Raw genomic sequence first — 22,552 nt, 5'->3', positions numbered from 1 at the left:
GACCCGTCAACGTGGCGGGTCGGCGGCGGCCGTGCGGGGGCTGGGTCCCGGAGGGTCTGTGCTCAGACCCAGGAGTCGAAGTTCTTGCCCTCGGCCGCCGCGGTGGTGGCGGGGCCGCGGTCGGGCAGGATGCGCGTGTCCGGGGGCAGGGACAGCAGCGCCTCGCCGATGGAGGCGAGCTGCGTGGTGTAGTCGATGTAGGTGTTGCCGACCATGCCGGGCTCGCCCTTGCGCAGGGTGTCGCCGCCGAAGACGACGCCGCGCTCGCTGAGGTAGTAGCCGACGGTGCCGGGGGAGGTACCGGGCAGGGCCAGGACGTCGATGTGCAGCTTGCCGATGTCGAGGGCGCCCTGGCCCTCCACCTCGATCTCGGGGCGGTGCTCGGCGCCGTGGTGGCGGCGCCAGGCGCGCATCTCGCGGGGGTGCAGCGCGATGGGGGCCTCGGACTCCTCGGCCACCTTGATGGCCGACTCGATGTGGGGGCTGTAGGCGTTGGTGCAGGCCACCAGGTAGACCTCGCGCTCACCGACGGCGGCCAGGATCGCCTCGGCGTCGTGGCCGGGGTCGATGACGACGACGCCCTCGTCGTCGGCGTCGATGATCCAGGTGTTGCTGACGACCGGGTACTCCTCGCCGTCGAACTCGAAGGTCCCGGCGGTGCGCACGCGGGTGATGCCCTCGCCGTCGGGGCCGGTCACCCCGGCCTCCTCGCCCTCGTCTGCGAAGACGTCGGCGTTCACCGGCTCGTCGGCCTCGTCGGCCTCGTCGGAGTCCTCGGACCCGTCCGAAGCCCCGGCCTCCTCCGTCCTCCCGTCCCCGTCGGCGGAGTCCTCGGCCTCGTCCGCGTCGTCCGCGACGCTGTCCGCGGTGGTGTCCCCGTCGGACGTGCCGTCGGCGCCCCCGTCCTTCGCCTTCTCCGCCTTCGCGGTCTCCCCGGCGTCGGCGGTGGGCTCCGCGGCGCCGTCGTCGACGGCCTCCGCCGCGGCCTCAGCGGTTCCGGCCGCGTCCTTCGCCCCGTCGTCAGCGGCCCCGTCCCCGCTGGCGGAGGCGGTCTCCTCGTGCTCCGCCGCGGCCTCCGCAGCGGAATCGGTGGCCTCCTGGCCCTCCTGCTTCTTCGACTTCCGATTCCAGAACACGGCTCAGACCTCTCGACTTCGTCCGGGTATGGGTGGTTGCGCTGCGACCATTGTCGCGCTCCCGCACAGTGGTCGGTACCGTACCGGACCCCGGGAGGACGACACGCGGTTCACCCGCGCAGAAGGGGCACCCCCGTCGCGGGCGCCACGAGCTGTTCGAACGCCTCCGGGTCGGTGGTCCTGCACCCCAGGCGGTGACCGGTGAGGCTTCCGTGGTCGTCGCTGGAGCCTGTGACCAGCACGCCCAGCTCCCCGGCCACGCCCCGCCAGTGGCGGGCCTGCCGCCGGTTGTGCGAGGGGTGGTCGGCCTCGATCGCGCCCAGGCCGGCCCCGGCCATGCGCTCCACGAGTTCGAGGGGGACCGCGCCGTTGAGGGCGCCCTCCGCCCGACCCGGGTGGGCCAGCGAGCAGACCCCGCCCGCCGCCCGGACCAGCTCCACCGCGCGGACCGGGTCGATCGCGTACCGCGAGGCGTAGGCCGGGCCGCCGGAGCCGATCCAGCGGTCGAAGGCGTCCTGCACGTCCCTGGCCGCGCCCGCCTCCACGATCGCGCGGGCCAGGTGCGGGCGGCCGATCGTGTTGGCGTCGGCGTACTCGTCGCGGCCCGCACCCGCGATCTCCAGCACCCGCTCCCAGGTGACGTCGACCTCGTGCTCGCGGAGCTTGCGGACCATCTCCTCGGCGCGGGAGGCCCGGTCGGAGCGGACCCGGCGCAGTTCACCGGTGAGCGCGGGGTCGTCGGGATCGAACAGGTAGCACACCAGGTGGACGCTGGACCCGGCGTGGGCGCAGGAGAGCTCCATCCCGGGGACCAGGGTGAACCCGGAAGGCAGGTGCTCGGCCGCCTCCCCGATTCCGCCGACCGTGTCGTGGTCGGTGAGGGCGAGCACGTCGAGACCCGCGGCGACCGCGTGCTCGACGACTTCGGCGGGGGTGTCGGTTCCGTCGGAGACCGAGCTGTGTGCGTGCAGGTCGATACGTGTCACCGGGCGATTGTACGTAGGCCGTGCTCCGGCGCGCTCCGCCGGGGCGAGGGCCTCCCGCTCAATCCGCGTCCCGCCGGGGCGCCAGAGCCCGGGTGAGGAAGGGGCTGGGTGCGCCGAAGGGCGGCTCCAGGGAGAGCCCGCCGTCGCGGATGTCGCGCAGGTCCCGCAGAGCGCTGATCTCGCACATGAGCACGCCGGTGTCGGCGGAGGCGAAGACGAGCCACAGCCACTGGGCGAGCGCCTCGCCGGTGTAGACGGCGCGGTCGGGGCCCAGGGCCAGGTTCCACAGGGCGATCTCGTGGCCGTCGAAGCGCACCTTGGCGTCGGCGGCGGAGGCGTCGAAGCCGTCGCCGGGGTCGGGGCCCTCCAGCCCGGCGAGGCGTGCGCCGAGCCCGACTCCCGGGTCCTCGGCGACGATGACCACCTCGCCGACACCGCCGACCAGGTCGGGCCCGGAGAGGGCGACGGCCGTGGCGAGGGCGCCGCTGCGGTCGTCACCGGCCTCGGCGAAGCCGGTGACCACCCAGTTGGCGGGCAGCGGCCAGGGGATCCAGACCGGGACGTGCGCCTGGGGCAGGAGTGCCTCCAGCGCGGCCGGCCCGGGGGCGCGCACCTCCTGGAGGGGCGCCACCGGCCCGTGGGCGTCGCACTGCCAGGCGCTGGTCCACAGCCCCGGAGGCTGGACCGCGCGCCCGCAACGGGGACACGTGGGCTCGGACTTCATGCTGATCACGGGTCTACCCGAGGGGAGCCACCGGAAAACGCGTCGTGGGCGGGCCGCCGAGGCGGCCCGCCCACGCACGGGGGCAGCGGTCCTACTGCTGCTGGCGCTTCTTGTTGGCCGTCATCCGGCCGCGCTCCTTCTGGTCCAGGACGACCTTGCGGATGCGCACGTGCTCGGGGGTGACCTCCACGCACTCGTCCTCGCGGCAGAACTCCAGCGCCTGCTCCAGGGACAGCTTGCGCGGCGGCACCAGGCGCACCAGCTCGTCGCCGGTGGCCGAGCGCATGTTGGTGAGCTTCTTCTCCTTGGTGATGTTCACGTCCATGTCGTCGGAGCGCGAGTTCTCGCCCACGATCATGCCCTCGTAGACCTCGGTGCCCGGCTCGACGAAGAGCGTGCCGCGCTCCTGGAGGTTGAACATCGCGAACGCGACGGCGGCGCCGGAGCGGTCGGCCACCAGGGACCCGTTGGGGCGGGTGCGCAGCTCGCCGAACCACGGCTCGAACTTCTCGAAGACGTGGTGGGCGATACCGGTGCCGCGGGTCTCGGTGAGGAACTCGGTGCGGAAGCCGATGAGGCCGCGGGAGGGCACCAGCCAGTCCATGCGCACCCAGCCGGTGCCGTGGTTGACCATGTTCTCCATGCGGCCCTTGCGGATGCTGAGCAGCTGGGTGATGGCGCCCATGTACTCCTCGGGGGCGTCCACGGTGAGGCGCTCGACGGGCTCGTGCACCTTGCCGTCCACGACCCGGGTGACCACCTGCGGCTTGCCGACGGTCAGCTCGTAGCCCTCCCGGCGCATCTGCTCGACCAGGATGGCCAGCGCCAGCTCGCCGCGGCCCTGCACCTCCCAGGTGTCGGGGCGCTCGGTGGGCAGGACCCTCAGGGAGACGTTGCCGACGAGTTCCTTGTCGAGGCGGTCCTTGACCAGGCGCGCGGTGACCTTGGCGCCCTTGACCTTGCCGACCAGCGGCGAGGTGTTGGTGCCGATGGTCATGGAGATGGCGGGCTCGTCCACCCGGATCAGCGGCAGCGGGACCGGGTTCTCCAGGTCGGCGAGGGTCTCGCCGATCATGATCTCCTCGATACCGGCGATGGCGACGATGTCGCCGGGCCCGGCCTTCTCGGCGGGCTTGCGCTCCAGGCCGTCGGTCATGAGCAGCTCGGTGAGCTTGACCTGCTGGACGGTGCCGTCGGTGCGGATCCACGCGACCTGCTGGCCCTTGCGCAGCTCGCCCTGCTGGATGCGGCACAGCGCCAGGCGGCCCAGGAACGGGGAGGCGTCCAGGTTGGTCACGTGCGCCTGGAGCGGGGCCCCGGGGATGTACTCGGGTGCCGGGATGGTGTCCAGGATGGTGCTGAACAGCGGCACGAGGTTGTCGTTGTCGGGCACCGTGCCGTTGGCGGGGCGCTCCAGGGAGGCCTTGCCGTCGCGGGCGCAGGCGTAGACGATCGGGAACTCGATCTGCGACTCGTCGGCGTCCAGGTCCATGAACAGCTCGTAGGTGTCGTCCACGACCTCGGCGATCCGGCTGTCGGGCCGGTCCACCTTGTTGATCACGAGGATGACGGGGAGCTTGGCCTGGAGGGCCTTGCGCAGCACGAAGCGGGTCTGCGGGAGGGGGCCCTCGCTGGCGTCCACGAGCAGGACCACGCCGTCGACCATCGACAGGCCGCGCTCGACCTCGCCGCCGAAGTCGGCGTGGCCGGGGGTGTCGATGATGTTGATGACCACGTCCTCGCCCTCGGGCGTGGTGTAGTGGACGGCCGTGTTCTTGGCGAGAATGGTGATGCCCTTCTCGCGCTCCAGGTCGTTGGAGTCCATCACCCGGTCGTCGACGTCCTGGTTCTCCCGGAACACACCGGACTGCCAGAGCATGGCGTCAACGAGGGTCGTCTTGCCGTGGTCCACATGGGCCACGATCGCGACGTTACGGAGGTCGCTGCGGCGTGCGGAGCCCTCGACGGGCGTAGCGCTGGACATGGGAAAGTCTCGTTCTCCTGGTACTGGGAAGAACCGCGGAGTGCCACGGCCCACCGCCAGTTTATGCGGTCATGGTGGGCTGGTGGGGAAACGTGCAGGCCGCCGCCGTCACGGCCCCGCGGATCCCGGCCGCTCCTGTCCGGCGCGCGGCGGCGCCCGGCCGCTCCCGCGCGCACGGCGGCGTCCGCTCACCCGCGGGGGTCAGGAGCGGGGGACGGCGCCCGGGGTGAGCAGGGGTTCGACGAGGTCGAGGAAGGGCACGTCGGCGGGCAGCCAGTCCGGGCCGCGCAGCTCGTCGGCGGCGAGCCAGCGCAGGGACAGGTGCTCCAGGGGGCGGGGCTCCCCCGCGACCAGTTCCGCGCGCCAGAGCCGCAGCACGGCGGGGCGCGTGTGCCTCCTGGCGGGCGCGGGGAAGGGCGCGTCCGCCCCGAGCTGGTGCAGGGGGCGGACGGCGACGCCGAGTTCCTCGCGGCACTCGCGGACCAGGGCCAGCTCCGGGCTCTCCCCCGGGTCGACCTTGCCGCCGGGGAACTCCCACCGGCCGCGCAGGGCCTCGGGGTCGGCGCGCTGTGCGGCCAGGACGCGGCCGTCACGGACGATGACGGCTCCCACCACGATCAGGGTCTGCTGTTCCACAGTGCTCCACCCTAGCCAGGGCCTGTGACCTCCGGGGCGGCGGGCGTGGGCCCCGGGCGCCGGCGCTGGGAGGCCGGAGCCCGGGGGTGCCGCCGCTCTCCGGGGGAGTGGAAAGAGCGCCGGCCTCCGGTGTGGCTGGTCGTCCGCCCGGGTCGGGACGCGGCGCCCGGAGCCGGAGGTTGGGGCAGAGCATATTTCGCCCGGTGGACGCGCGTGACGGATATCGGCGAACGTTCACCGTCTTTTCCCGTGCCGTGCGGTCAGGGGGCGTCCGCGGCCGGGGGCTCCTCCAGCGGACGACCGGCCGACCGCAGCCGGTGCGCCAGGGCCGTGTGCCTGCGCCCGGAGGAGGCGTTGCGCACCGCCTGGGCCAGGGCGCGCCGGGAGCCGACGAGGACGACCAGCTTCTTGGCCCTGGTGACGGCCGTGTAGAGCAGGTTGCGCTGGAGCATCATCCAGGCGCTGGTGGTGACGGGCACGACCACCGCGGGGTACTCGCTGCCCTGGGAGCGGTGCACGGTGATGGCGTAGGCGTGGGCGAGCTCGTCGAGCTCGGCGAAGTCGTAGGCGATCTCCTCGTCCTCGTCGGTGCGGACCAGGACCTCCTGGGCCACCTCGTCGAGCCCCGTGACCACGCCGAGCGTTCCGTTGAACACCCCGTTCTCGCCCTTGTCGTAGTTGTTGCGGACCTGGGTGACCTTGTCGCCGACACGGAAGACGCGTCCGCCGAACCGGCGTTCGGGGACGTGCTCGCCGGAGGGCGTCACGGCGCTCTGGAGGGCCGTGTTGAGGTTGGCCGCACCGGCCGGGCCGCCCTTCATGGGGGTGAGGACCTGCACGTCCCGGCGCGGGTCGAGGCCGAACCTGCGCGGGATACGGCGGGCGACCACGTCCACGGTCATCTCGGCCGCGTCCTCGGACTCCTCGCACGGGAAGAGGAAGAAGTCGGACATCCCCTGGAACTCCGGCGGCTCGCCGCCGTTGATCCGGTGGGCGTTGGTGATCACCCCGGAGTGCTGGGCCTGGCGGAAGACGTGGGTCAGGCGCACGCTCGGCACGGGGGAGTCCCCGTCCAGCAGGTCGCGCAGCACCTGGCCCGCGCCCACGGAGGGCAGCTGGTCCACGTCTCCGACGAACAGCAGGTGCGCCCCGGGCGGGACCGCCTTGACCAGCTTGTTGGCCAGGATCACGTCCAGCATGGAGGCCTCGTCCACCACCAGGAGGTCGCAGTCGAGGGGGTTGTCGCGGTCGTAGGCGGCGTCGCCTCCCGGGCGGAGTTCGAGGAGCCGGTGCACCGTACGCGCCTCGATGCCGGTCATCTCGGTGAGGCGCTTGGCGGCGCGTCCGGTGGGCGCGGCCAGCACGATCGTGGCGTGCTTGGCCATGGCCAGGGTGACGATGGAGGCGACCGTGAAGGACTTGCCGCAGCCGGGCCCGCCGGTGAGCACGCACACCTTCTCCGACAGGGCCAGCCGCACGGCCTCGCTCTGGGCCTCGGCGAGGTCGGCGCGCGTGCGCGAGCGCAGCCAGCCCAGGGCCACGTCCCAGTCCACCCCGGCGAACGCGGGCATGCGGTCCGCCGGGGCGTGGAGCAGGCCGCGCAGGCCGGAGGCGAGGCCGATCTCGGCTCGGTGCATGGGCAGCAGGTAGACGGCGCGCACGGGCTCCCCCTCGGGCCCGGGCACCGTCTCGCGGACCACGCCCTCGGTGGCCACGAGTTCGGCCACGCACTCGATCACCAGCCCGGCCTCCACCTGGAGGATCTTCACGGCCGCCGAGATGAGCTTCTCCTCGGGCAGGTAGACGTGCCCGTCGCCGGTGGACTCCGAGAGGGTGAACTGGATGCCCGCCATGACCCGCTGCGGGCTGTCGTGCGGGATGCCGACCGCGCGGGCGATGGTGTCGGCGGTCTTGAAGCCGATCCCCCACACGTCGGTGGCCAGGCGGTAGGGCTCCTTCTGCACGATCTGGATGGAGGCGTCGCCGTACTTCTTGTAGATGCGCACGGCCAGGGAGGTGGTGACCTCCACGCCCTGGAGGAAGACCATCACCTCCTTGATGGCCTTCTGCTCCTCCCAGGCGTCGGCGATGAGCCGGGTGCGCTTGGGTCCCAGGCCCGGGACCTCGATGAGCCGTTCGGGGTGCTCCTCGATGACCTCCAGCGCGTCGGTGCCGAAATGGCCGACGATCCGCTCGGCCATCTTGGGGCCGATGCCCTTGATCAGGCCGGAGCCGAGGTAGCGGCGGATGCCCTGGACCGTGGCGGGCAGGACGGTCGTGTAGTCGTCCACGTGGAACTGGCGGCCGTACTGCGGGTGTGAGCCCCAGCGGCCGCGCATGCGCAGCGCCTCGCCGGGCTGGACGCCCATGAGGGAACCCACGACGGTGAGGAGGTCGTGCGCGCCCCGGCCCGTGTCGACCTTGGCGACGGTGTACCCGTTCTCCTCGTTGGCGTAGGTGACCCGCTCCAGGACGCCCTGGACGACGGCTGGTCGGAAGGTCGCGTCGGGCACGTGGCGGTCCTCTCCTCGTTCACACCCTCTCCGGGGCCGACGGGGCCGGTCCGCCGGTCTCCGGCGCGCCGTCGCCCAGCACCGCGAGCACGCGGTCGCGGTCGGCCCGGCGCAGGCTCCCCGCCACCAGGACGTAGGAGTGTCTGAGCATCTCCAGGATCTCGTCCTCGGGCACCGTGCCGTCCAGGAGCACGGAGTTCCAGTGCTTCTTGTTCATGTGGTACCCGGGGGTGACCGCGGGGAACTGGTCACGCAGCTCCAGGGCCAGCTCCGGATCGCACTTGAGGTTGACCGTGGCGGGACCGCCCCCGTCACCTCCCCCCATGAGCAGGGCGAACATCTTCTGCCCGGCCATCTTGTAGACCAGGTAGCCGGGGCCGAAGGGCTCGGTCTCCTCGGCCTCGGGAAACCACAGGGCGGCGTCGATGAACTGTCCGGGGGTCATGGCGGAGCTCCCTTCCTCCCCCACGACAGTGCCAGAGACCGCCGACGTTCGGCAGGCCCGGCCTCGGCCTGTGGACGCCCCGCGCGGGAGCGGTTCAGTCCTGGTCGCCGGCGAGCGCGGCCACCCGCAGGGCCAGCTCCTGGGCCCGGACGGGGGAGTCGAGCACCTCGGCGCTCTGCGTGCGCTCCAGGAGGGGCCGGGTCTCCTCGTCGAGCGCTCCGGGGACACGAACTCCCCTCCGCGGACACCACGATCCGCACGGGGTCGCGCTCCCTCTCCGCGCGCTGGTGGCGGGCGCGCCCGCCGCGCACCGCGTCCAGGGCCAGGCGCAGCCTCCGGGCTCGCTCCTCCGGCAGGGAGGGGTCGAGCGTGGGCCTGCCCTCCCGTCCGGGCTCGCCGACCAGACCGGCCAGGGGCAGGAGCATGGACCGGGCCTGGACCCCGCGCTCGGTGAGGACGAGCAGCCCGCGGGCGTCGCGTTCGGCCGGGCCCTGGGCGATGAGGGGCGCGCCCTCCCCCGGCTCGCGGACGTCGGGGCACCACACGTCCCGCCGGGCGCCCAGGGGCGCGGCGAGGCGGATCGACCGGCACATGTCGGAGGTGAGGATGACGTTGTACCCGCCGGAGAGGGTGAGCTCCATCGCGTCCCTCTCGGTTCGGGCGCGTGGCCACGCGTGGGCTTTACGATATTTTTATACCGAAACCTCCTGCCGTGTAGGGGTTTTCGGCCGCGTGGAACTCCGACCGCCGCGCCCGGGACGGATAGGATCGCGTCCCCTGTGTCCCCAGTGAAGCGTGTCCCCAGTGAAGCGTGTCCCCAGTGAAACGGGAGCCCCCATGAAAGCGCGAGGTGTGCGCAGGCTCGACCCCCTGGAGCCGGACGACCCCCGCGAGATCGGCGGGCACCGGGTGCGGGGGCGGATCGGCTCCGGGGGGATGGGCACGGTCTACGCGGCCGACTCCCCGGGCGTGCACGGCTACCTGGCGGTCAAGGTCGTCCACGCCGAGCAGGCGGCGGACCGGCGCTTCCGGGAGCGCTTCGCCCACGAGGCCCGCCTCCTCGCGAGGGTGAACAGCCCGTCGGTGGCGCGGTTCGTGCGCGCGGACGTGGAGGCGCCGCGGCCGTGGATGATCACCGAGTACGTGCCGGGGCCCACCCTGCGCCATCACGTGGAGCGGTACGGCCGTCTGCGCGGGGGGATGCTCCTGGGACTGGCCGTGGGCACCGCCGAGGCTCTGCGGGCGGTCCACGCCGCCGGGGTGGTCCACCGCGACCTCAAGCCCGGCAACGTGGTGCTCTCGGGCAAGGGGCCCAAACTGCTGGACTTCGGGATCGCGCACCCGGTGGAGGACCCCGACCCCACCAAGTGGATGCGCCTGCGGCGGATGCGCCGCGCCTACCGGGACCTGCGGCTGCCCTCGCCGGAGGGGCTGGCCGACGGGCGGGTCAGCGAGCGGGTCGACCGGTTGGGCACCCCGGGGTGGATCAGCCCCGAGCAGTACCGGCGCCAGCCCACCGCGCAGGGCGCGGACGTGTTCCTGTGGGGCGCGACGGTGGCCTTCGCGGCCGCCGGGCACGACCCGTTCGGCCGGGCCGGGGCCAAGGAGATGGCCCGGCGCGTGATGTTCGAGGAGCCGGACCTGGAGTACCTGCCGCCCGGCCTGGAGCGGCTGGTGCTGGCCGCGATGTCCAAGGACCCCGGCGAGCGTCCCGACTCCGCCGGGCTGCTGCGCGCCGCCCTGGGCCTGGAGAACGTTGAGGGCGGGGTGCGCGCGTCCGGTGGCTCCGGGGAGGCGGGGGCCGTCACCGGGGCGGCGGCCGTGCGTGGGTTGCTGGAGCGGCGGTGGACGGAGGTGGCGGTGCGCCCTCCGCAGCCCCCGCGGACGGGGTTGTTCGGCCGCGGGGAGGGCTGAGGGGACCGCGGGAGCCGGAGGCGAGCGCCGGGCCGCTCGGGGCCGGCCGGGGGTGATGTGTCACACAAGGCGGGCAGCACGGGGTGGGAGGCCCCCGGGGACCCCCGGCTTCCGGGAAACCGCAAGGGCGCGGGCGCCGGTAGGGGGCTGTGGACGACCCCCGGTCAGAGGAGCCCGTAGTGGGCGCGGCCCTCGCGGGAGAGCATGTACGCCACCATCATGACCGCGAAGCCCAACGGGACGAGCGCGAGGACGTCCCCGGCCAGCACGGTCCACAGCAGGAGCGCGCCCGCAGCGCCCTGGAAGAGCACGACGCCCCAGAACACGCCGACCGTGCGGCGCCGGATCCTGCCCGCCAGGAGCGTGGACAGCAGCCCGTACACGCCCGTGACCGCCGCCATGACGACCATCATGGCGCGCATCGCCTCGGCGCTGACGGCGAGTTCCAGGCCCTCCTCGGCGGCGAGCTCGGCCTGCTGGCGCAGCGCCTCGTCCATCGCGTCGGCCGAGACGCTGAGCCCCATGAGGAAGAGGCCGGACAGGGCCAGCCCGCAGACGCCGCCCACGAACATCAGGGCGCGGACGACCGCCACCTTCCTGGGGAGGGGGGCGTCGGGGCGGAGCGCGTCGAAACCGGCCCCGGAGCCGGGCGCCCCGTACGGCGGGACGCCGCCCGCGCCCTGTGTCCCGTTGGGGTCGTACGGGTCCTGGCCAGAGGAAAACACGGACGTCCTCCGAGGGATGTCGAGACGGCTTGTCCCAACCATGGTAGGGGTCCGGAGCGCGGGAGGCGCGGCTCCGGGCGGACCGTGGAGGTCGTCCGGTCACGCAGCGCGATACAGGCAGGCCGAAAACCGGTATCGGAACCGCAGATTCTGCAAATCGTAACCGTGGGAACCATGTGCCCCCGGCCCCGGCGGCTCTAGTGTGAACCCCTTCGGGCCCGTCCCCCGACCCCGTCCGCCCCGGTGGATCCCCCGTCCCCCGCCTGCGAAGGAGCCCCGCAACGATGTCCAGACTCGTGCGCGCCTCGGCCGCGCTGGTGCTGACCGGCGCCCTGGTGGTGCCGTCCGTCCCCGCGGCCGGCGCGACCGTCCCCATGAACCCCGGGGACGGCGCCGACTTCACCCTGACGATCCTGCACGCCAACGACCCCGAGTCCCAGCTGCTGTCCGCCTCCGGGCAGGAGGACTTCGGCGGCGCCGCCCGCTTCACGACGCTGCTCGACCGGCTGCGCGAGGCCGAGGGCGGCGGCGCCGCGGCCGGGGAGGACGAGGCCGGCGAGCGCGGCGTCGTCACGGTCAACGCGGGGGACATGTACCTGCCGGGACCGGAGTTCGCCGCCTCCCGGGAGGAGGGCGCCCCCTTCTACGACGCCCTCGCCGCCGGCCACGCGGACTACGACGCGGTCTCCATGGGCAACCACGAGTTCGACTTCGGCCCGGACGTGTACGCGGACTTCCTCGAACAGCTGGGCGGGGACACCACGGTGGTCGCCGCCAACGTGGACGTGTCCGCCGAGCCGCGCCTGGCCGCCCTGGCGGACGGGGGCCGGATCGCGCCCAGCACCGTGGTGGAGGCCTCCGGCCACGAGGTCGGCGTCGTCGGCGCGCTGTACCCGCCGCTGGACACCATCACCAGTCCGCGCGACGTGGTGGTGGAGGACCTCGTCGCCCCCGTGCAGGCCGAGGTCGACCGGCTGACCGCCGAGGGCGTGGACAAGATCGTCCTCCTGTCGCACCTCCAGGGGATCGCCTACGAGGAGCGCGTGGCCCGGGAGCTGACCGGCGTCGACGTCATCGTCGCGGGCGGCGGACACGAGGTGATGGCCGGCGCCGACGACGCCCTGGTGCCCGGCGACGAGGTCACGGCGCACCCGGAGACCGGCGAGCCCCTGTCCTACCCGCTCATGGCCACCAACCCCGAGGGCGTCGAGGTTCCCATCGTCACCGCCGGGTCCAACCACAAGTACGTGGGCCGCCTGGTCGTGAACTTCGACGGCGGTGACCTGGTGTCGGTCTCCGACCGTTCGGGGCCGGTCCGGGTCTCCGGCGTCGGCGAGGACGCGGTCGAGCCCCACCCCGAGGTGGAGTCGCAGGTCACCGCCCCCGTGTCCGAGTACGTCGCGGGGCTGGCGGAGACGGAGGTGGCCACCAGCGAGGTCGACCTCAACGGCGTCCAGAACCCGGGCGTGCGCACCCAGGAGACCAACCTGGGCAACCTGGTGGCCGACGCGCTGCTGGACACCGGCGTGCGCAACGCGCAGGAGTACGGCGTGCCCGCTCCGCGGATCGGCATCCAGAACGGCGGCGGCATCCGCAACGCCTCGGTGGTCCCGGCCGGTCCGCTGACCGCGCTGGACACCTACTCGATCGCCCCGTTCGCCAACCAGGTGGCGGTGGTCCCCGACCTCCCGCGCTCGCAGGTCAAGGAGCTGCTGGAGCAGGGTGTGGCCGCGGCTCCCGCGGCCAGCGGCGCGTTCATGCAGGTCGCCGGGGTCAACTTCGCCTACGACCCGGAGCGCGCGGCGCAGGTGGTGGACGAGGAGGGCACCGTGACCACCCCCGGCGAGCGGGTCCGCAGCGCGATCCTGCACGACGGAACGGTGCTCGTCGAGGACGGCGAGGTCGTGGACGGCGACCCGATCACGATCGTGACCAACGACTTCTCCGCCCGGGGCGGCGACATGTACCCGTTCCGCGGAGCGGACTTCACCGTGGTGGGCGCGACCTACCAGGCCGCGCTGGAGGGACTGCTCACCGGAACCCTGGAGGGCCGGGTCACCGAGGCCGCCTACCCCGAGGGCGGTTCCGGCCGCATCGTGGTGGGAGAGCGGGCCACCGTCCCCGACGGTGACGGCGGCGGAACGCCCACCGACCCGCCGACCGTCGAACCCACCGGCGAGCCCACCGACCCGGACGGCGGGCCGAGCCCGGACCCGACGGACCCGCCCGCCACGGACGGCCCGGACGACGGTTCCGGCAAGCCCGGCGGGAACGCGGACGGCTCACTGCCGCGGACGGGCGGCGCGCTGCTCGGCCTGGTGGCGGCGGCCGTGGTCGCCGTCGCGGCCGGTGGGGCCGCGCTCTATCTCGGCCGCAGGCGCAGGGGGGCCGCGGGCGCGGACTTCCCGGGCTCGGGCTCCTGACAGTGGGGCCGACCCGGCCGGGTCGGCCCCGCAGCGCTGGTCCCAAAGGCGGCCGGACGGCCTGCCGACACCGCGTGTGCGGGGTCGGGCGGCCGTCCGGCCGTGGCGCTTCGCGGGCCTGCGGGCCCCGGGCTCCGCACCAGCTGTCCTCCCGGCGGTCCGGTCCCTCGACCGGCCCCCGGGCCCCGGAGCCCTCCGGGTCCGGTCAGGGGCAGCCCGCGATCTCGCGCGTGGCCTCGGCCATGTCGTCGCGCTCCTGCTGGTCCAGGCCGTTCTCCTCGAACCACACCAGCACGAAGTGGCAGGCGTCCTGGATGTCCGCCGCGGAGTTCTCCTCGCTCTCCAGCATGGCCATCGCGGCGATCATCGCGATTCCGGAGCTCTCGAAGGCGGCCACCCTCACCAGGTTGGTGTCCATCGACGAGGTGCACTGGAAGAGGGTGGCCTCCTCGGCCTCGGGATCCGAGCCGCAGACCTCGTCGGTGATGTCCTGGCGGGCGTCGATCCCGAAGTCGCGGCGCAGCTCGTCGATCAGCTCCTCCGAGCTGATGAGGTTCTCCGCCTCGGAGGTCGGTTCGTCCGTCGGCTCGGCGGAGGGCTCGTCGGTGGGCAGGGGCTCCCGGGTGGGCGCGGGGGCCTCGGTGGGAGCCTCCTGTGTCGGCTCGCCGCTGGGCTCCGCCGAGGGATCGGAGCCGCCGTCCGCGGCGACGAGGCCGGTCACCCTGCCGCCGAGAGCGAGTCCTCCACCGAGGAAGGACGCACCCGCCAGCACCGCGATCACGGCGAGCACGGCCAGCAGACCGGTGCCGTAACGGCCCGGCTGGGGCGGGCGGGGCGGCTGGGGCGGCTGCCCGTAAGGCCCCTGGGGCCCCTGCGGTCCTTGGGGTCCTTGGGGTCCTTGGGGTCCTTGGGGAATCTGCTGCCAGTGAGGACCCTGCGGCCCTGGAGGGGCAGGAACCCCCTGAGATGCCTGGAACCCATGAGGATGCGAAGGCCCCTGGGGAGCCTGGGAGGCATGCGGTCCTTGGTTACCCTGTGCTGCCTGCGAACTCGGAGCCCCCGGTGTGCCCTGCGGACTCTGGGGGTTCTGGGGGTTCGGAGGCATCGGTTGGCCCTGAGGAGCCTGTGCTCCCTGCGGGTTCTGGACCCCGTGGGGAGGCTGCCCTTCCTGGGGGGTGTACGCCCCCGGCGGTCTCCAGGGCGGTGGCGAACTGTCGGGACTCACGTACGTTCTCCTCGCTGTCGGGGCTGGTGACGGGTGCGTCGGCTCCACGCCTCGCTGTCCTGGCGCCGACTTACCAAACGTTTTGCAATGAATCGTCCCATTTTCCCCGCCACACTGTTCACCGGGGGGCACGGTCCGGATGGCACGGAGCCTGGCACGAGTTTCCCATTATCACCATGTAAGTGTAAAGAAACGTACCGAGATGGCGAATTGAACCTTTTGCCCGGTATGTGATTAGCGTATTTTCGACCAACCTTGGGACATCCGGCGCGCATAATAGGGAAATGCGCGTCCCCGGACCTACGATCGACAACATGACCTGCGTTTTGCTGGCCGAAGACGATGTCTCGATCTCCGAGCCTCTCGCGCGCGCGCTCCGGCGCGAGGGCTACACGGTGGACGTGACCGTCAACGGCGTTGAGACACTCGACCGTGCCCGTGCGGGAGACATAGACCTCATGGTCCTGGATCTCGGGCTGCCCGAAATGGACGGGCTTGAAGTGGCACGTCGGCTCCGGGCCGAGGGTCACGGAACGCCCATCCTCATCCTGACCGCCCGCGCCGACGAGGTCGACACCGTCGTCGGCCTCGACGCGGGCGCCGACGACTACGTCACCAAGCCCTTCCGGCTCGCCGAACTCCTGGCTCGCGTGCGCGCCCTGCTGCGCCGGGGCGGTGCCGAGGTGCCCGTCGTGCACGGCGTGCGCATCGACAACGACTCCCGACGGGCCTGGCTGGGCGAACGCGAGCTCCAGCTCACCACCAAGGAGTTCGACCTGCTGCGCGTGCTCGTCCGCGACGCGGGCAAGGTGGTCACCCGCGAGCAGATCATGCGCGAGGTGTGGGACACCAACTGGTGGGGTTCGACCAAGACCCTGGACATGCACATCTCCTGGCTGCGCCGCAAGCTGGGGGACGACGCCAACCAGCCGTCGTACATCACGACCGTCCGGGGTGTGGGCTTCCGGTTCGAGCGAGACTGACACGACCTTTCGAGGCGCCCCGCGCCGGTCGGTCGCCTCCGGGTCGGACGGACATGAGGTGACATGCGCAGGCGGATGGTTTTCTCCACCCTGGTGGTGACCGTCATCGCCGTCATGCTGCTCGGGCTGCCCCTGGGCGCGCTCACGTACAAGCTGGTGTACGACGAGAGCACCCGTCAGCTCCAGGGCGAGGCGGAGCTGATCGGCGCCGAGAGCGACACCATGCTGGAACTGCACGGTGGACTCGACCTGGGCGAGTTCGACCGCGACCATCCCCACCGCTTCATCCGGATCACCCCGGCGGAGGAGCCCACCTCGGTGACCGCGGGCGATCCCGCGCTCAACCCCGAGGCGCCCGACTCCCCGAGCATGCTCAAGGCGGCCGCGACCACCGGCCGGGGCACGCGCGTCGAGGTGTGGATGAGCGCCGAGAGCGTGCAGCAGAGCGTGGTCCGCGCCTGGATGGGGATCGCGTCGCTGTCCCTGCTGGCCATCGGCGTCGCCGTCGGGCTGTCGATGTTCCAGGCCCGCAGGCTGACCCTGCCCCTGCTCGACCTGGCGGCCACCGCCGAGCGCCTGGGCTCGGGCGTGACCACGCCGTGGGGCCACCGGTACGGGATACCGGAGGCCGACCGGGTGGCGGAGGTCCTGGACCGCAGCGCCGAGCGCATCGCCGGGCTGATCGCCACCGAGCGCCACTTCGCGACCGACGCCTCGCACCAGCTGCGCACGCCGCTGACCGCGCTGACGATGCGCCTGGAGGAGATCCTCGCCGAGGCGGACAACCCCGAGGCGGTCCGCGAGGAGGGCGAGGCCGCCCTGGCCCAGACCGAGCGCCTGGTGGAGACCGTGGAGAGCCTGCTGGGGCGGGCCCGCAAGAGCCAGAACCCCGAGGTGGAGGCGGTGGAGCTCGATCCCGTCCTGCACCACCTCCAGGAGGAGTGGCAACCGGTCTTCCAGTCCGCGCAGCGCAGACTGCTCGTCACCGGCGACACCGGGCTGACCGCGATGACCGTCCCCGCCGATCTGGCCCAGATCGTGGCGACGCTGGTGGAGAACGCCTACAAGCACGGCGCGGGGACGGTCACCATCCGGCGGCTGGACACCGGGCAGTCGGTGCGTATCGAGGTGAGCGACGAGGGCGAGGGCGTGCCCGAGCACCTGTCGGGCCGGATCTTCGAACGCGAGGTGAGCGGAGGGGGCGGAACGGGGCTGGGCCTGGCCCTGGCCCGGCACATCGCCGAGTCCGAGGGGGCCCGGATCGAGCTGGTGCTGACCAAGCCGACGACCTTCGCGCTGTTCCTGCCCGCGGGCGCGGGAGGCCTGTCCAAGATGACCGGGCCCGTGTAGGCGCCGAGGCCCCCGGGGGAGGGGCCCGGGCTCCGGCCGACGCCTCGGACCGGGCCCGGACCCGCGTCCCGGCTCCCGACCGCCCTCAGGCGCCCGCGGCGGCGGTGGAGTGCTCCGCCCGGGGCGCCCTGCCGCGGACCACCAGGTCGCTCCACAGCGACCGCACCCGGGACAGGCCGTAGGCGGTGGTGACCTCCTCGTGGGCGCGCGCGGCCTCGGCGGAGAAGCGTCCCTCGCTGACGGTCGCGTGGATGGCCTCGGCCATCGCCACGGCGTCGTCGTGGATCCAGTGCGGGTCGTAGATGGTGTCCGCGCCCGGCCACGGCAGCAGGGCGGGCACCCCGCCCGAGGCGGCGCACTCGGCGGGCGCCAGGTGGAAGGACTCGTCGTCGCTGGTGGAGAGCATGAAACCCACCCGCCGCAGCCAGGTGGCCACGTCCGGCCCGAAGGGGTCGAACACCACCCCGGCGGCGAGGCGCTCGTCGCGCTGGATCCGCCGGTAGACGCGCTCGAAGTAGGCGCGCTCCTCCGGCCGGTTCCAGATCCACCAGTACTCCCACGGCTGCTTGGTCTTGACCGACAGCGTGTACCGCGGGTCCATGCGCCGCAGCTCGGCGAGGACGTCCAGGCCCCGGTCCAGCCGCTTGCGCGAGGGCGCGATGCCGACCATGCCCAGGGAGTACTCGGCCCCGGGGAGCTTGGGGCGGCCCAGCTGCTCGTCGTCCACCCAGTTGGGGACCACGACCACCTTCCCGGCGGGCCACCCGGTGATCTCGCGGGTCAGGTCGGCGTAGTGGGGGCTCACGCACACCACCGCGTCGACCTTGTCGATGTCCAGCTTGCGGGGCCACTCCGCGTAGAGCTCGAAGCGGTGCAGCCGCACGATGAGCCGCTGGTCGGGGCGCTTCCACTTGGAGTAGAACAGCGCGTTGGGCCCGCACCACTCGCAGATCACCACGTCGGCCCAGGCGGCCAGCTCCCGGGAGCGGTACTGGTCGTGGGTGCTCAGCCCCTCCCACTCGTCCATGCGCACGTCGAGGCCGGGCAGCGAGTCCAGGTACTCGGCCAGACGGGTGAAGAACTTCATGTCGTGCCCGGCGATGACCACCTTGAGCGGCCGCTCGGGGTCGGCGCCCTCCGGGACGGGGGGCAGGGCGTCGGCGAGGTAGCCGCGCAGCCGCTCGGCGGCCCGCTCCAGGGTGTGGTCCGCCGCGGCGTCGCGGCAGCGCGCGGCGGCGTCCGCGTAGACAGCGCGGTCGCCGTGGGCGCGGGCCACCGCGTCGGCGACCGAGGCGACGTCGGTCCCGGCGAACAGCGGGTAGTCGGCGCCCAGCATGGCCTCGTGCATGGGCGTGCGGTTGAGCACCACCGGCAGGCCGAGCGCGCCCAGCTCCAGCACCTTGGTGGACAGCTCCAGGCTGGCGTCCATGGACGGGTCGCGCCAGGACAGCCCGAAGCCGCACTCGGCGGCCTGGCGGAGCGCCTCGGCGCGCGACATCCCGCCGCGCCAGTCCACGTTCGGGGTGCCCTCCAGGGCCCTGCGCATGTTCCTGGCCCAGTCGGCGGGTTCGGCGTGGATCTTGTCGCCGATCATCACCAGTTCGGCGTCCACCCCCCGCCTCGCCAGCTCGGCGGGCAGCTCGGTCATCTCCAGGGTGTTCCAGCGCGGCGCGAACTTGCCGGTGTAGGCCAGGCGGGCGCGGGCCTGGTCCCCGCCGTCGGCGCGCACGTCCTCGGGGACGACCACCACGGGCGGGAACAGGACCGACCGGCCGCAGGCGGCGGGCACCGTCGACTCCAGGAAGGCGCGCAGCTCCTCGGTCTGGCAGAGCAGGAACCGCGAGGCCAGCGCGATCTCGGTGAGCTCGGCGGTGGCGGTCGCGGACAGCTCCCCCACGCTGTGCGGGAAGTCGGTCAGGTAGGTCCACAGGCGGCCCGCCAGCGACTCCTCCTGCGCGGCCAGCCCGGCCAGACGGCGCCCGCGCACGACGACGAGGTCGAAGGGCTTGCGCTCGTGGTGCCTGGTCATCAGGGTGACGGCCTGCTCCGGGGTGAGCCCCCTCGGCCCCAGGTCGGGCAGCGCCTTGTCCTCGTAGGGCCGCAGCAGCCGGACCCCGGGCACCCTGGTGAGGGGCTCGGTGAGCCGGTCGGTGCGCACGGGCGCCTTCAGCAGCAGGGTCACCTCGCATCCGGCGGCGGCCAGGGCCTGCGCCATCGACTGCGCCCAGACCGCGGAACCGTCGATGATGTTGAGGTCCACGTCCCCGTACAGGAGTGCGCGCGGAGGCGGTGTGCTCACGTTCTTCCCTTCGGATGCTTTCTCGTTGCCCGTACGGCTCATCCGACGGCGCCGGTCGAGGCATCCGCCGCGTCGGACACGGGGTCCTCCGCGTCGTCGCCCGTCCCGTGGTCGGGGCCCAGGGCCAGGAGCCGGGTACCGCGGCGGTTCCACTCCGCCGGGTCCCAGCCGCGCCTCAGCAGCGTGGTGCGGACCAGTTCCGGCACGACCGCGCTGACGAAGACGTACTGACGGTCCGCGGTGTCCGGACGGTCGAAGAAACCGTGCTCGCCCGGCTCGGGGGCCGTCGCGTCGACGGTACCGACCGCGTCGGCGTCCGTGCACTCCACGGCGCACACCAGGTCGGCCAGGCGCCTGCGGCCGACCGGAGCGGTCCACAGGTGCGACCACGGCGCGGTGGCGCGCTCGGCCAGGGCGGCCCAGGGCTCCCCGGCGCGGACGCCGGGCTCGTCTCGGGTGAGTTCCTCGGGGGTGTCCGGGGCGCTGAAGCGCACCGTGCGCACGGTGACGCCCTCGGCGCGCAGCCGCTGGATCCCGGGCAGGCGGGAGGCCGCGCCGGGCACGACCACCTCGGCGGGCCTGAGAGCGGCGGCCAGCAGGTCGTCGGCGAGCCGGTCGGCGTCGGCCTCCCCCGCCGGGTCGGCCAGGACGGCCACGGAGCGGCCGCGCAGCGGCAGTTCCGGACCGGGGGTGCCGGGCGGGAAGTCCAGGCCGTCCAGGACCTCGGCGAGGCGGACCGGGGTGGCCTCGCGCAGGAAGACCTGGCGGAGCATGCCCCGCTGCTCGGCCGCGGTGGGCTCCTCGGCGCGCATGCGCGGCACCGTGACGGCCAGTCCCTCCCCCGCGGTGACCGCGCGGGTGCCGCAGGCCCAGGCGCGACGGTGCAGCCGGGCCTCCTCCGCGGTCAGGGGCGCGACGACGGCGACGTTGGCGGCGCGCAGGGCGTCGGCCAGGTCACGGGAGTCGGCCTCCACCACGCCCGCGCCCAGCTCGGCGAGGACGTCGGGGACGGGCTCCTCGCGGTGGACGCGCACGAACACCGCCTCGGGTCCGGGCGTCAGGTCGGCGGCCACGGGGTTGAACAGGTGGAGGGGGACCCCGGCGTCGCCCCGGTGGACCCTGTCGAAGCCCAGTTCGCGCAGGGCGGGCGGCGAGGGGACGTCGTCGAGCAGCACCGTGGGGATGCCTCGGGAGGCGGCGGACTCCAGCACCCAGTGCAGGGCGCGGGTGCGGTCGGCGGCCGCGGGGTCGCCCACGTGCGCCCACGGCGACCCGGGGGCCGCGGCCGAGGCCGAGACCAGGACCAGGTCCACGTCGACGCCGTCCATGACGATCTGGGCGTCGTGCGGGCGCAGGGGCACCGAGCGCACGTAGGGGTCGATCGCCTCCGCGATGGAGGGGCCGACGACCGTGGCGGCGACCAGCAGGTCCTCCCTGCCGCCGGTCAGGCCGGTGAGCAGGCGCGACTCCTGGCGCTCGGCGTCGAAGGAGCGGACCGGCTCGGCACCGCCGCGGCGGCGCTCGGTGTGCCTGGTGGTGCCGCTGCTGCGCCAGAGGCGGTAGAGGTCACGGGGAAGTTTGACCAGGGACCGGCCGGGGCGCTTCGCGGCGGCCGTGAGCGCCTTGCCCACCTGGAGCGAGGTGGAGCCCTCCAGGGCGGCGAGCCGGGTGCGCGCCTCCTGGAGCTGGGCCTCGCGCTCGGCCAGCGCCTGCCTGAGCTGTTCGGTCTGGCTCTGTTCACGCCGTTTCACGGTCTGCCACCTTGTGTTCGGTTCGGTTCGGCGAAACCACCGCGCCGTGCGTCGGGTCCGACTGCGACGTGCGGTGCACCCTGCGCGCGCCCGGCCGGGTGCGGATGCCCTTGGCCAGGCGTGTCGCGGGCCCGGCGGGGCCTCTGGGGTGCGGGACGGATGGAGGGACGTGTGCCATGGTGGATCACCTGGACCGCTGCGGGGGAATCGGGGCCGCTCTCCGGCGGGCCCCGCGTGCCTGGACCGGGACCGCGCCCCGTACGGCGCGCTCCCGTGCGCTGGCGTTCCTGGGTGCGGGAACGGGTGCGCGGTGTTCGTGTGTCATCGGGTTCACCTCGACCACTGGGTGAGCACGGAGGCGATGCGCTCCCCCGCGCGGCCGTCCCACAGGGGCGGGGTGTCGCCGATCCGCTCCGGGGTCCGCCCGTGCAGGACCTTGGTGACGGCCTGGAGGAGGTCGGCCTCCGTGACGAGCTGGTTGGTTCCGTGGGTGATGGTGACGGGGCGCTCGGTGTTGGGGCGCAGGGTCAGGCAGGGGACCCCGAGGACGGTGGTCTCCTCCTGGACGCCGCCGGAGTCGGTGACCACGGCGGCGGCACCGCGGGTGAGCGCGACGAAGTCGAGGTAGCCCAGGGGTTCGAGGAGCCGCACGCGCGGGTGGTCGCCGAGTCCGGCCCGGTCGAAGGCGGCCTTGCCGCGCGGGTGCACGGGCATGACCACGTCGGCGAGGTCGGCGATCTCGTGCAGGCGCGCGGCGAGGCGGGCGACGGTGTCGGGGTCGTCCACGTTCGCGGGCCGGTGCAGGGTGGCGGCGACGTAGCGCTCGGGCAGGTCGAGGCGCTCGCGCAGGGCGTCGGCGTCGAAGCGGTCGAGGTTGCCCAGGAGGGTGTCGATCATGGGGTTGCCGACCAGGTGGACGCGGGAGGGCGGGACGCCCTCGGCGGCCAGGTGGCCGACGGCCTCCGGGCTGGTGGCGAAGCACACGTCGCTGAGCTGGTCGGTGACCCGGCGGTTGATCTCCTCGGGCATGGTGTTGTCGAAGGAGCGCAGCCCCGCCTCCACGTGGGCGACGGGGACGTGCAGCTTGGCGGCGACCAGGGCCGCGGCCACGGTGGAGTTGACGTCGCCGTAGACGACCACCATGCCGGGCCGGCGCTCGGCGAACTCCTGCTCCAGGCCCACCATGAGCGCGGCCGTCTGGGCGGCGTGGGAGCCCGAGCCGACGCCGAGGTCGACGTCGGGGGTGGGCAGGCCCAGGTCGCGGAAGAACACGGCGGACATGCGGTCGTCGTAGTGCTGGCCGGTGTGCACGACCGCCTGGTGGGCGCCGCGTCCGCGCAGGGCGGAGACGACGGGCGCTGCCTTGACGAAGTTGGGGCGCGCGCCGACGACGTGCACGATCCCGGTGTCCTGGCTCCCCAGGGGGGCACTCGTTGCCACGGCTCTCACGCTTCCTTC

At 73.4% G+C, this 22,552-nt stretch carries 17 protein-coding genes; 4 read left to right on the top strand and 13 right to left on the bottom strand.

All coding sequences use genetic code 11. The features are described 5' to 3' along the window. Positions 1–62 precede the first annotated feature (62 nt). From HGB44_RS07025 to HGB44_RS06990, 8 genes are all read right to left on the bottom strand, one after another. On the bottom strand, positions 63–1,136 hold the full coding sequence (locus HGB44_RS07025) for an MBL fold metallo-hydrolase (protein WP_061082745.1): 1,074 nt from the start codon (positions 1,134–1,136) through the stop codon (positions 63–65). A gap of 110 nt (positions 1,137–1,246) precedes the next feature. Then, entirely contained in the window at positions 1,247–2,122 is an 876-nt protein-coding gene (locus tag HGB44_RS07020) for a PHP domain-containing protein (RefSeq protein ID WP_061082746.1), read from the bottom strand. 58 nt (positions 2,123–2,180) lie between these two features. Continuing rightward, entirely contained in the window at positions 2,181–2,846 is a 666-nt protein-coding gene (locus HGB44_RS07015; protein ID WP_061082764.1) for a DUF6758 family protein, read from the bottom strand. 91 nt (positions 2,847–2,937) lie between these two features. After that, the gene (gene typA / locus HGB44_RS07010) at positions 2,938–4,830 is read right to left on the bottom strand and encodes a translational GTPase TypA (RefSeq protein WP_061082747.1); all 1,893 of its coding nucleotides are present in this window, start codon (positions 4,828–4,830) and stop codon (positions 2,938–2,940) included. Between the two features lie 201 nt (positions 4,831–5,031). After that, positions 5,032–5,466 (bottom strand): (deoxy)nucleoside triphosphate pyrophosphohydrolase, encoded by a 435-nt coding sequence (locus tag HGB44_RS07005; RefSeq protein ID WP_061082748.1) that lies wholly within the window; start codon positions 5,464–5,466, stop codon positions 5,032–5,034. 260 nt (positions 5,467–5,726) lie between these two features. Next, entirely contained in the window at positions 5,727–7,979 is a 2,253-nt protein-coding gene (recD2, locus tag HGB44_RS07000; RefSeq protein ID WP_061082749.1) for an SF1B family DNA helicase RecD2, read from the bottom strand. A 19-nt stretch (positions 7,980–7,998) separates the two neighbouring features. After that, positions 7,999–8,424: an MmcQ/YjbR family DNA-binding protein gene (locus tag HGB44_RS06995; RefSeq protein ID WP_061082750.1), complete on the bottom strand. Its 426-nt coding sequence runs from the start codon at positions 8,422–8,424 to the stop codon at positions 7,999–8,001. Further along, on the bottom strand, positions 8,421–9,065 hold the full coding sequence (locus HGB44_RS06990; RefSeq protein WP_231972599.1) for a hypothetical protein: 645 nt from the start codon (positions 9,063–9,065) through the stop codon (positions 8,421–8,423). Before HGB44_RS06990 ends, HGB44_RS06995 begins: the two co-directional genes overlap by 4 nt. 196 nt (positions 9,066–9,261) lie before the next feature. Here HGB44_RS06990 and HGB44_RS06985 point away from each other — a divergent pair, with 196 nt between their 5' ends. Next, the gene (locus HGB44_RS06985; RefSeq protein WP_061082751.1) at positions 9,262–10,338 is read left to right on the top strand and encodes a serine/threonine-protein kinase; all 1,077 of its coding nucleotides are present in this window, start codon (positions 9,262–9,264) and stop codon (positions 10,336–10,338) included. A gap of 164 nt (positions 10,339–10,502) precedes the next feature. Here the strand turns inward: HGB44_RS06985 and HGB44_RS06980 are convergent, their stop codons facing one another. Then, positions 10,503–11,063, bottom strand: coding sequence for a hypothetical protein (locus tag HGB44_RS06980; protein ID WP_061082752.1), 561 nt, complete (start codon positions 11,061–11,063; stop codon positions 10,503–10,505). 284 nt (positions 11,064–11,347) lie between these two features. On the opposite strand from HGB44_RS06980, the gene HGB44_RS06975 reads away from it, so the two are divergent. After that, on the top strand, positions 11,348–13,486 hold the full coding sequence (locus HGB44_RS06975) for a 5'-nucleotidase C-terminal domain-containing protein (RefSeq protein ID WP_061082753.1): 2,139 nt from the start codon (positions 11,348–11,350) through the stop codon (positions 13,484–13,486). A 205-nt stretch (positions 13,487–13,691) separates the two neighbouring features. Here HGB44_RS06975 and HGB44_RS06970 read toward each other — a convergent pair whose 3' ends face one another. Continuing rightward, the gene (locus HGB44_RS06970; RefSeq protein WP_061082754.1) at positions 13,692–14,276 is read right to left on the bottom strand and encodes a PT domain-containing protein; all 585 of its coding nucleotides are present in this window, start codon (positions 14,274–14,276) and stop codon (positions 13,692–13,694) included. A 749-nt stretch (positions 14,277–15,025) separates the two neighbouring features. Here HGB44_RS06970 and HGB44_RS06965 point away from each other — a divergent pair. Both HGB44_RS06965 and HGB44_RS06960 read left to right on the top strand, forming a co-directional pair. Next, positions 15,026–15,694, top strand: coding sequence for a response regulator transcription factor (locus tag HGB44_RS06965; RefSeq protein WP_013154850.1), 669 nt, complete (start codon positions 15,026–15,028; stop codon positions 15,692–15,694). 63 nt (positions 15,695–15,757) lie between these two features. After that, positions 15,758–17,044 (top strand): sensor histidine kinase, encoded by a 1,287-nt coding sequence (locus tag HGB44_RS06960; RefSeq protein WP_061082755.1) that lies wholly within the window; start codon positions 15,758–15,760, stop codon positions 17,042–17,044. Between the two features lie 85 nt (positions 17,045–17,129). Here HGB44_RS06960 and HGB44_RS06955 read toward each other — a convergent pair whose 3' ends face one another. The 3 genes from HGB44_RS06955 to wecB form a co-directional block, all read right to left on the bottom strand. Next, the gene (locus tag HGB44_RS06955; RefSeq protein WP_231972600.1) at positions 17,130–19,343 is read right to left on the bottom strand and encodes a glycosyltransferase; all 2,214 of its coding nucleotides are present in this window, start codon (positions 19,341–19,343) and stop codon (positions 17,130–17,132) included. A gap of 38 nt (positions 19,344–19,381) precedes the next feature. Continuing rightward, positions 19,382–21,094 (bottom strand): hypothetical protein, encoded by a 1,713-nt coding sequence (locus tag HGB44_RS06950; protein WP_061082756.1) that lies wholly within the window; start codon positions 21,092–21,094, stop codon positions 19,382–19,384. A 330-nt stretch (positions 21,095–21,424) separates the two neighbouring features. Further along, a complete protein-coding gene (gene wecB / locus HGB44_RS06945; protein WP_061082757.1) occupies positions 21,425–22,534 on the bottom strand; it encodes a non-hydrolyzing UDP-N-acetylglucosamine 2-epimerase in 1,110 nt (369 codons plus the stop codon). Positions 22,535–22,552: the final 18 nt, after the last annotated feature.

It is taken from the genome of Nocardiopsis alborubida (assembly GCF_012396365.1).
Lineage (GTDB): Bacteria > Actinomycetota > Actinomycetes > Streptosporangiales > Streptosporangiaceae > Nocardiopsis > Nocardiopsis alborubida.
This window is presented reverse-complemented; position numbering and strand designations above follow the sequence as displayed.

Coding starts and splice junctions, on each gene's coding strand:
- HGB44_RS07015 (WP_061082764.1), bottom strand. CDS start 2,846: ATGAAGTCCGAGCCCACGTGTCCCCGTTGCGGGCGCGCGGTCCAGCCT.
- typA (WP_061082747.1), bottom strand. CDS start 4,830: ATGTCCAGCGCTACGCCCGTCGAGGGCTCCGCACGCCGCAGCGACCTC.
- HGB44_RS06995 (WP_061082750.1), bottom strand. CDS start 8,424: ATGACCCCCGGACAGTTCATCGACGCCGCCCTGTGGTTTCCCGAGGCC.
- HGB44_RS06990 (WP_231972599.1), bottom strand. CDS start 9,065: ATGGAGCTCACCCTCTCCGGCGGGTACAACGTCATCCTCACCTCCGAC.
- HGB44_RS06985 (WP_061082751.1), top strand. CDS start 9,262: ATGAAAGCGCGAGGTGTGCGCAGGCTCGACCCCCTGGAGCCGGACGAC.
- HGB44_RS06975 (WP_061082753.1), top strand. CDS start 11,348: ATGTCCAGACTCGTGCGCGCCTCGGCCGCGCTGGTGCTGACCGGCGCC.
- HGB44_RS06965 (WP_013154850.1), top strand. CDS start 15,026: ATGACCTGCGTTTTGCTGGCCGAAGACGATGTCTCGATCTCCGAGCCT.
- HGB44_RS06960 (WP_061082755.1), top strand. CDS start 15,758: ATGCGCAGGCGGATGGTTTTCTCCACCCTGGTGGTGACCGTCATCGCC.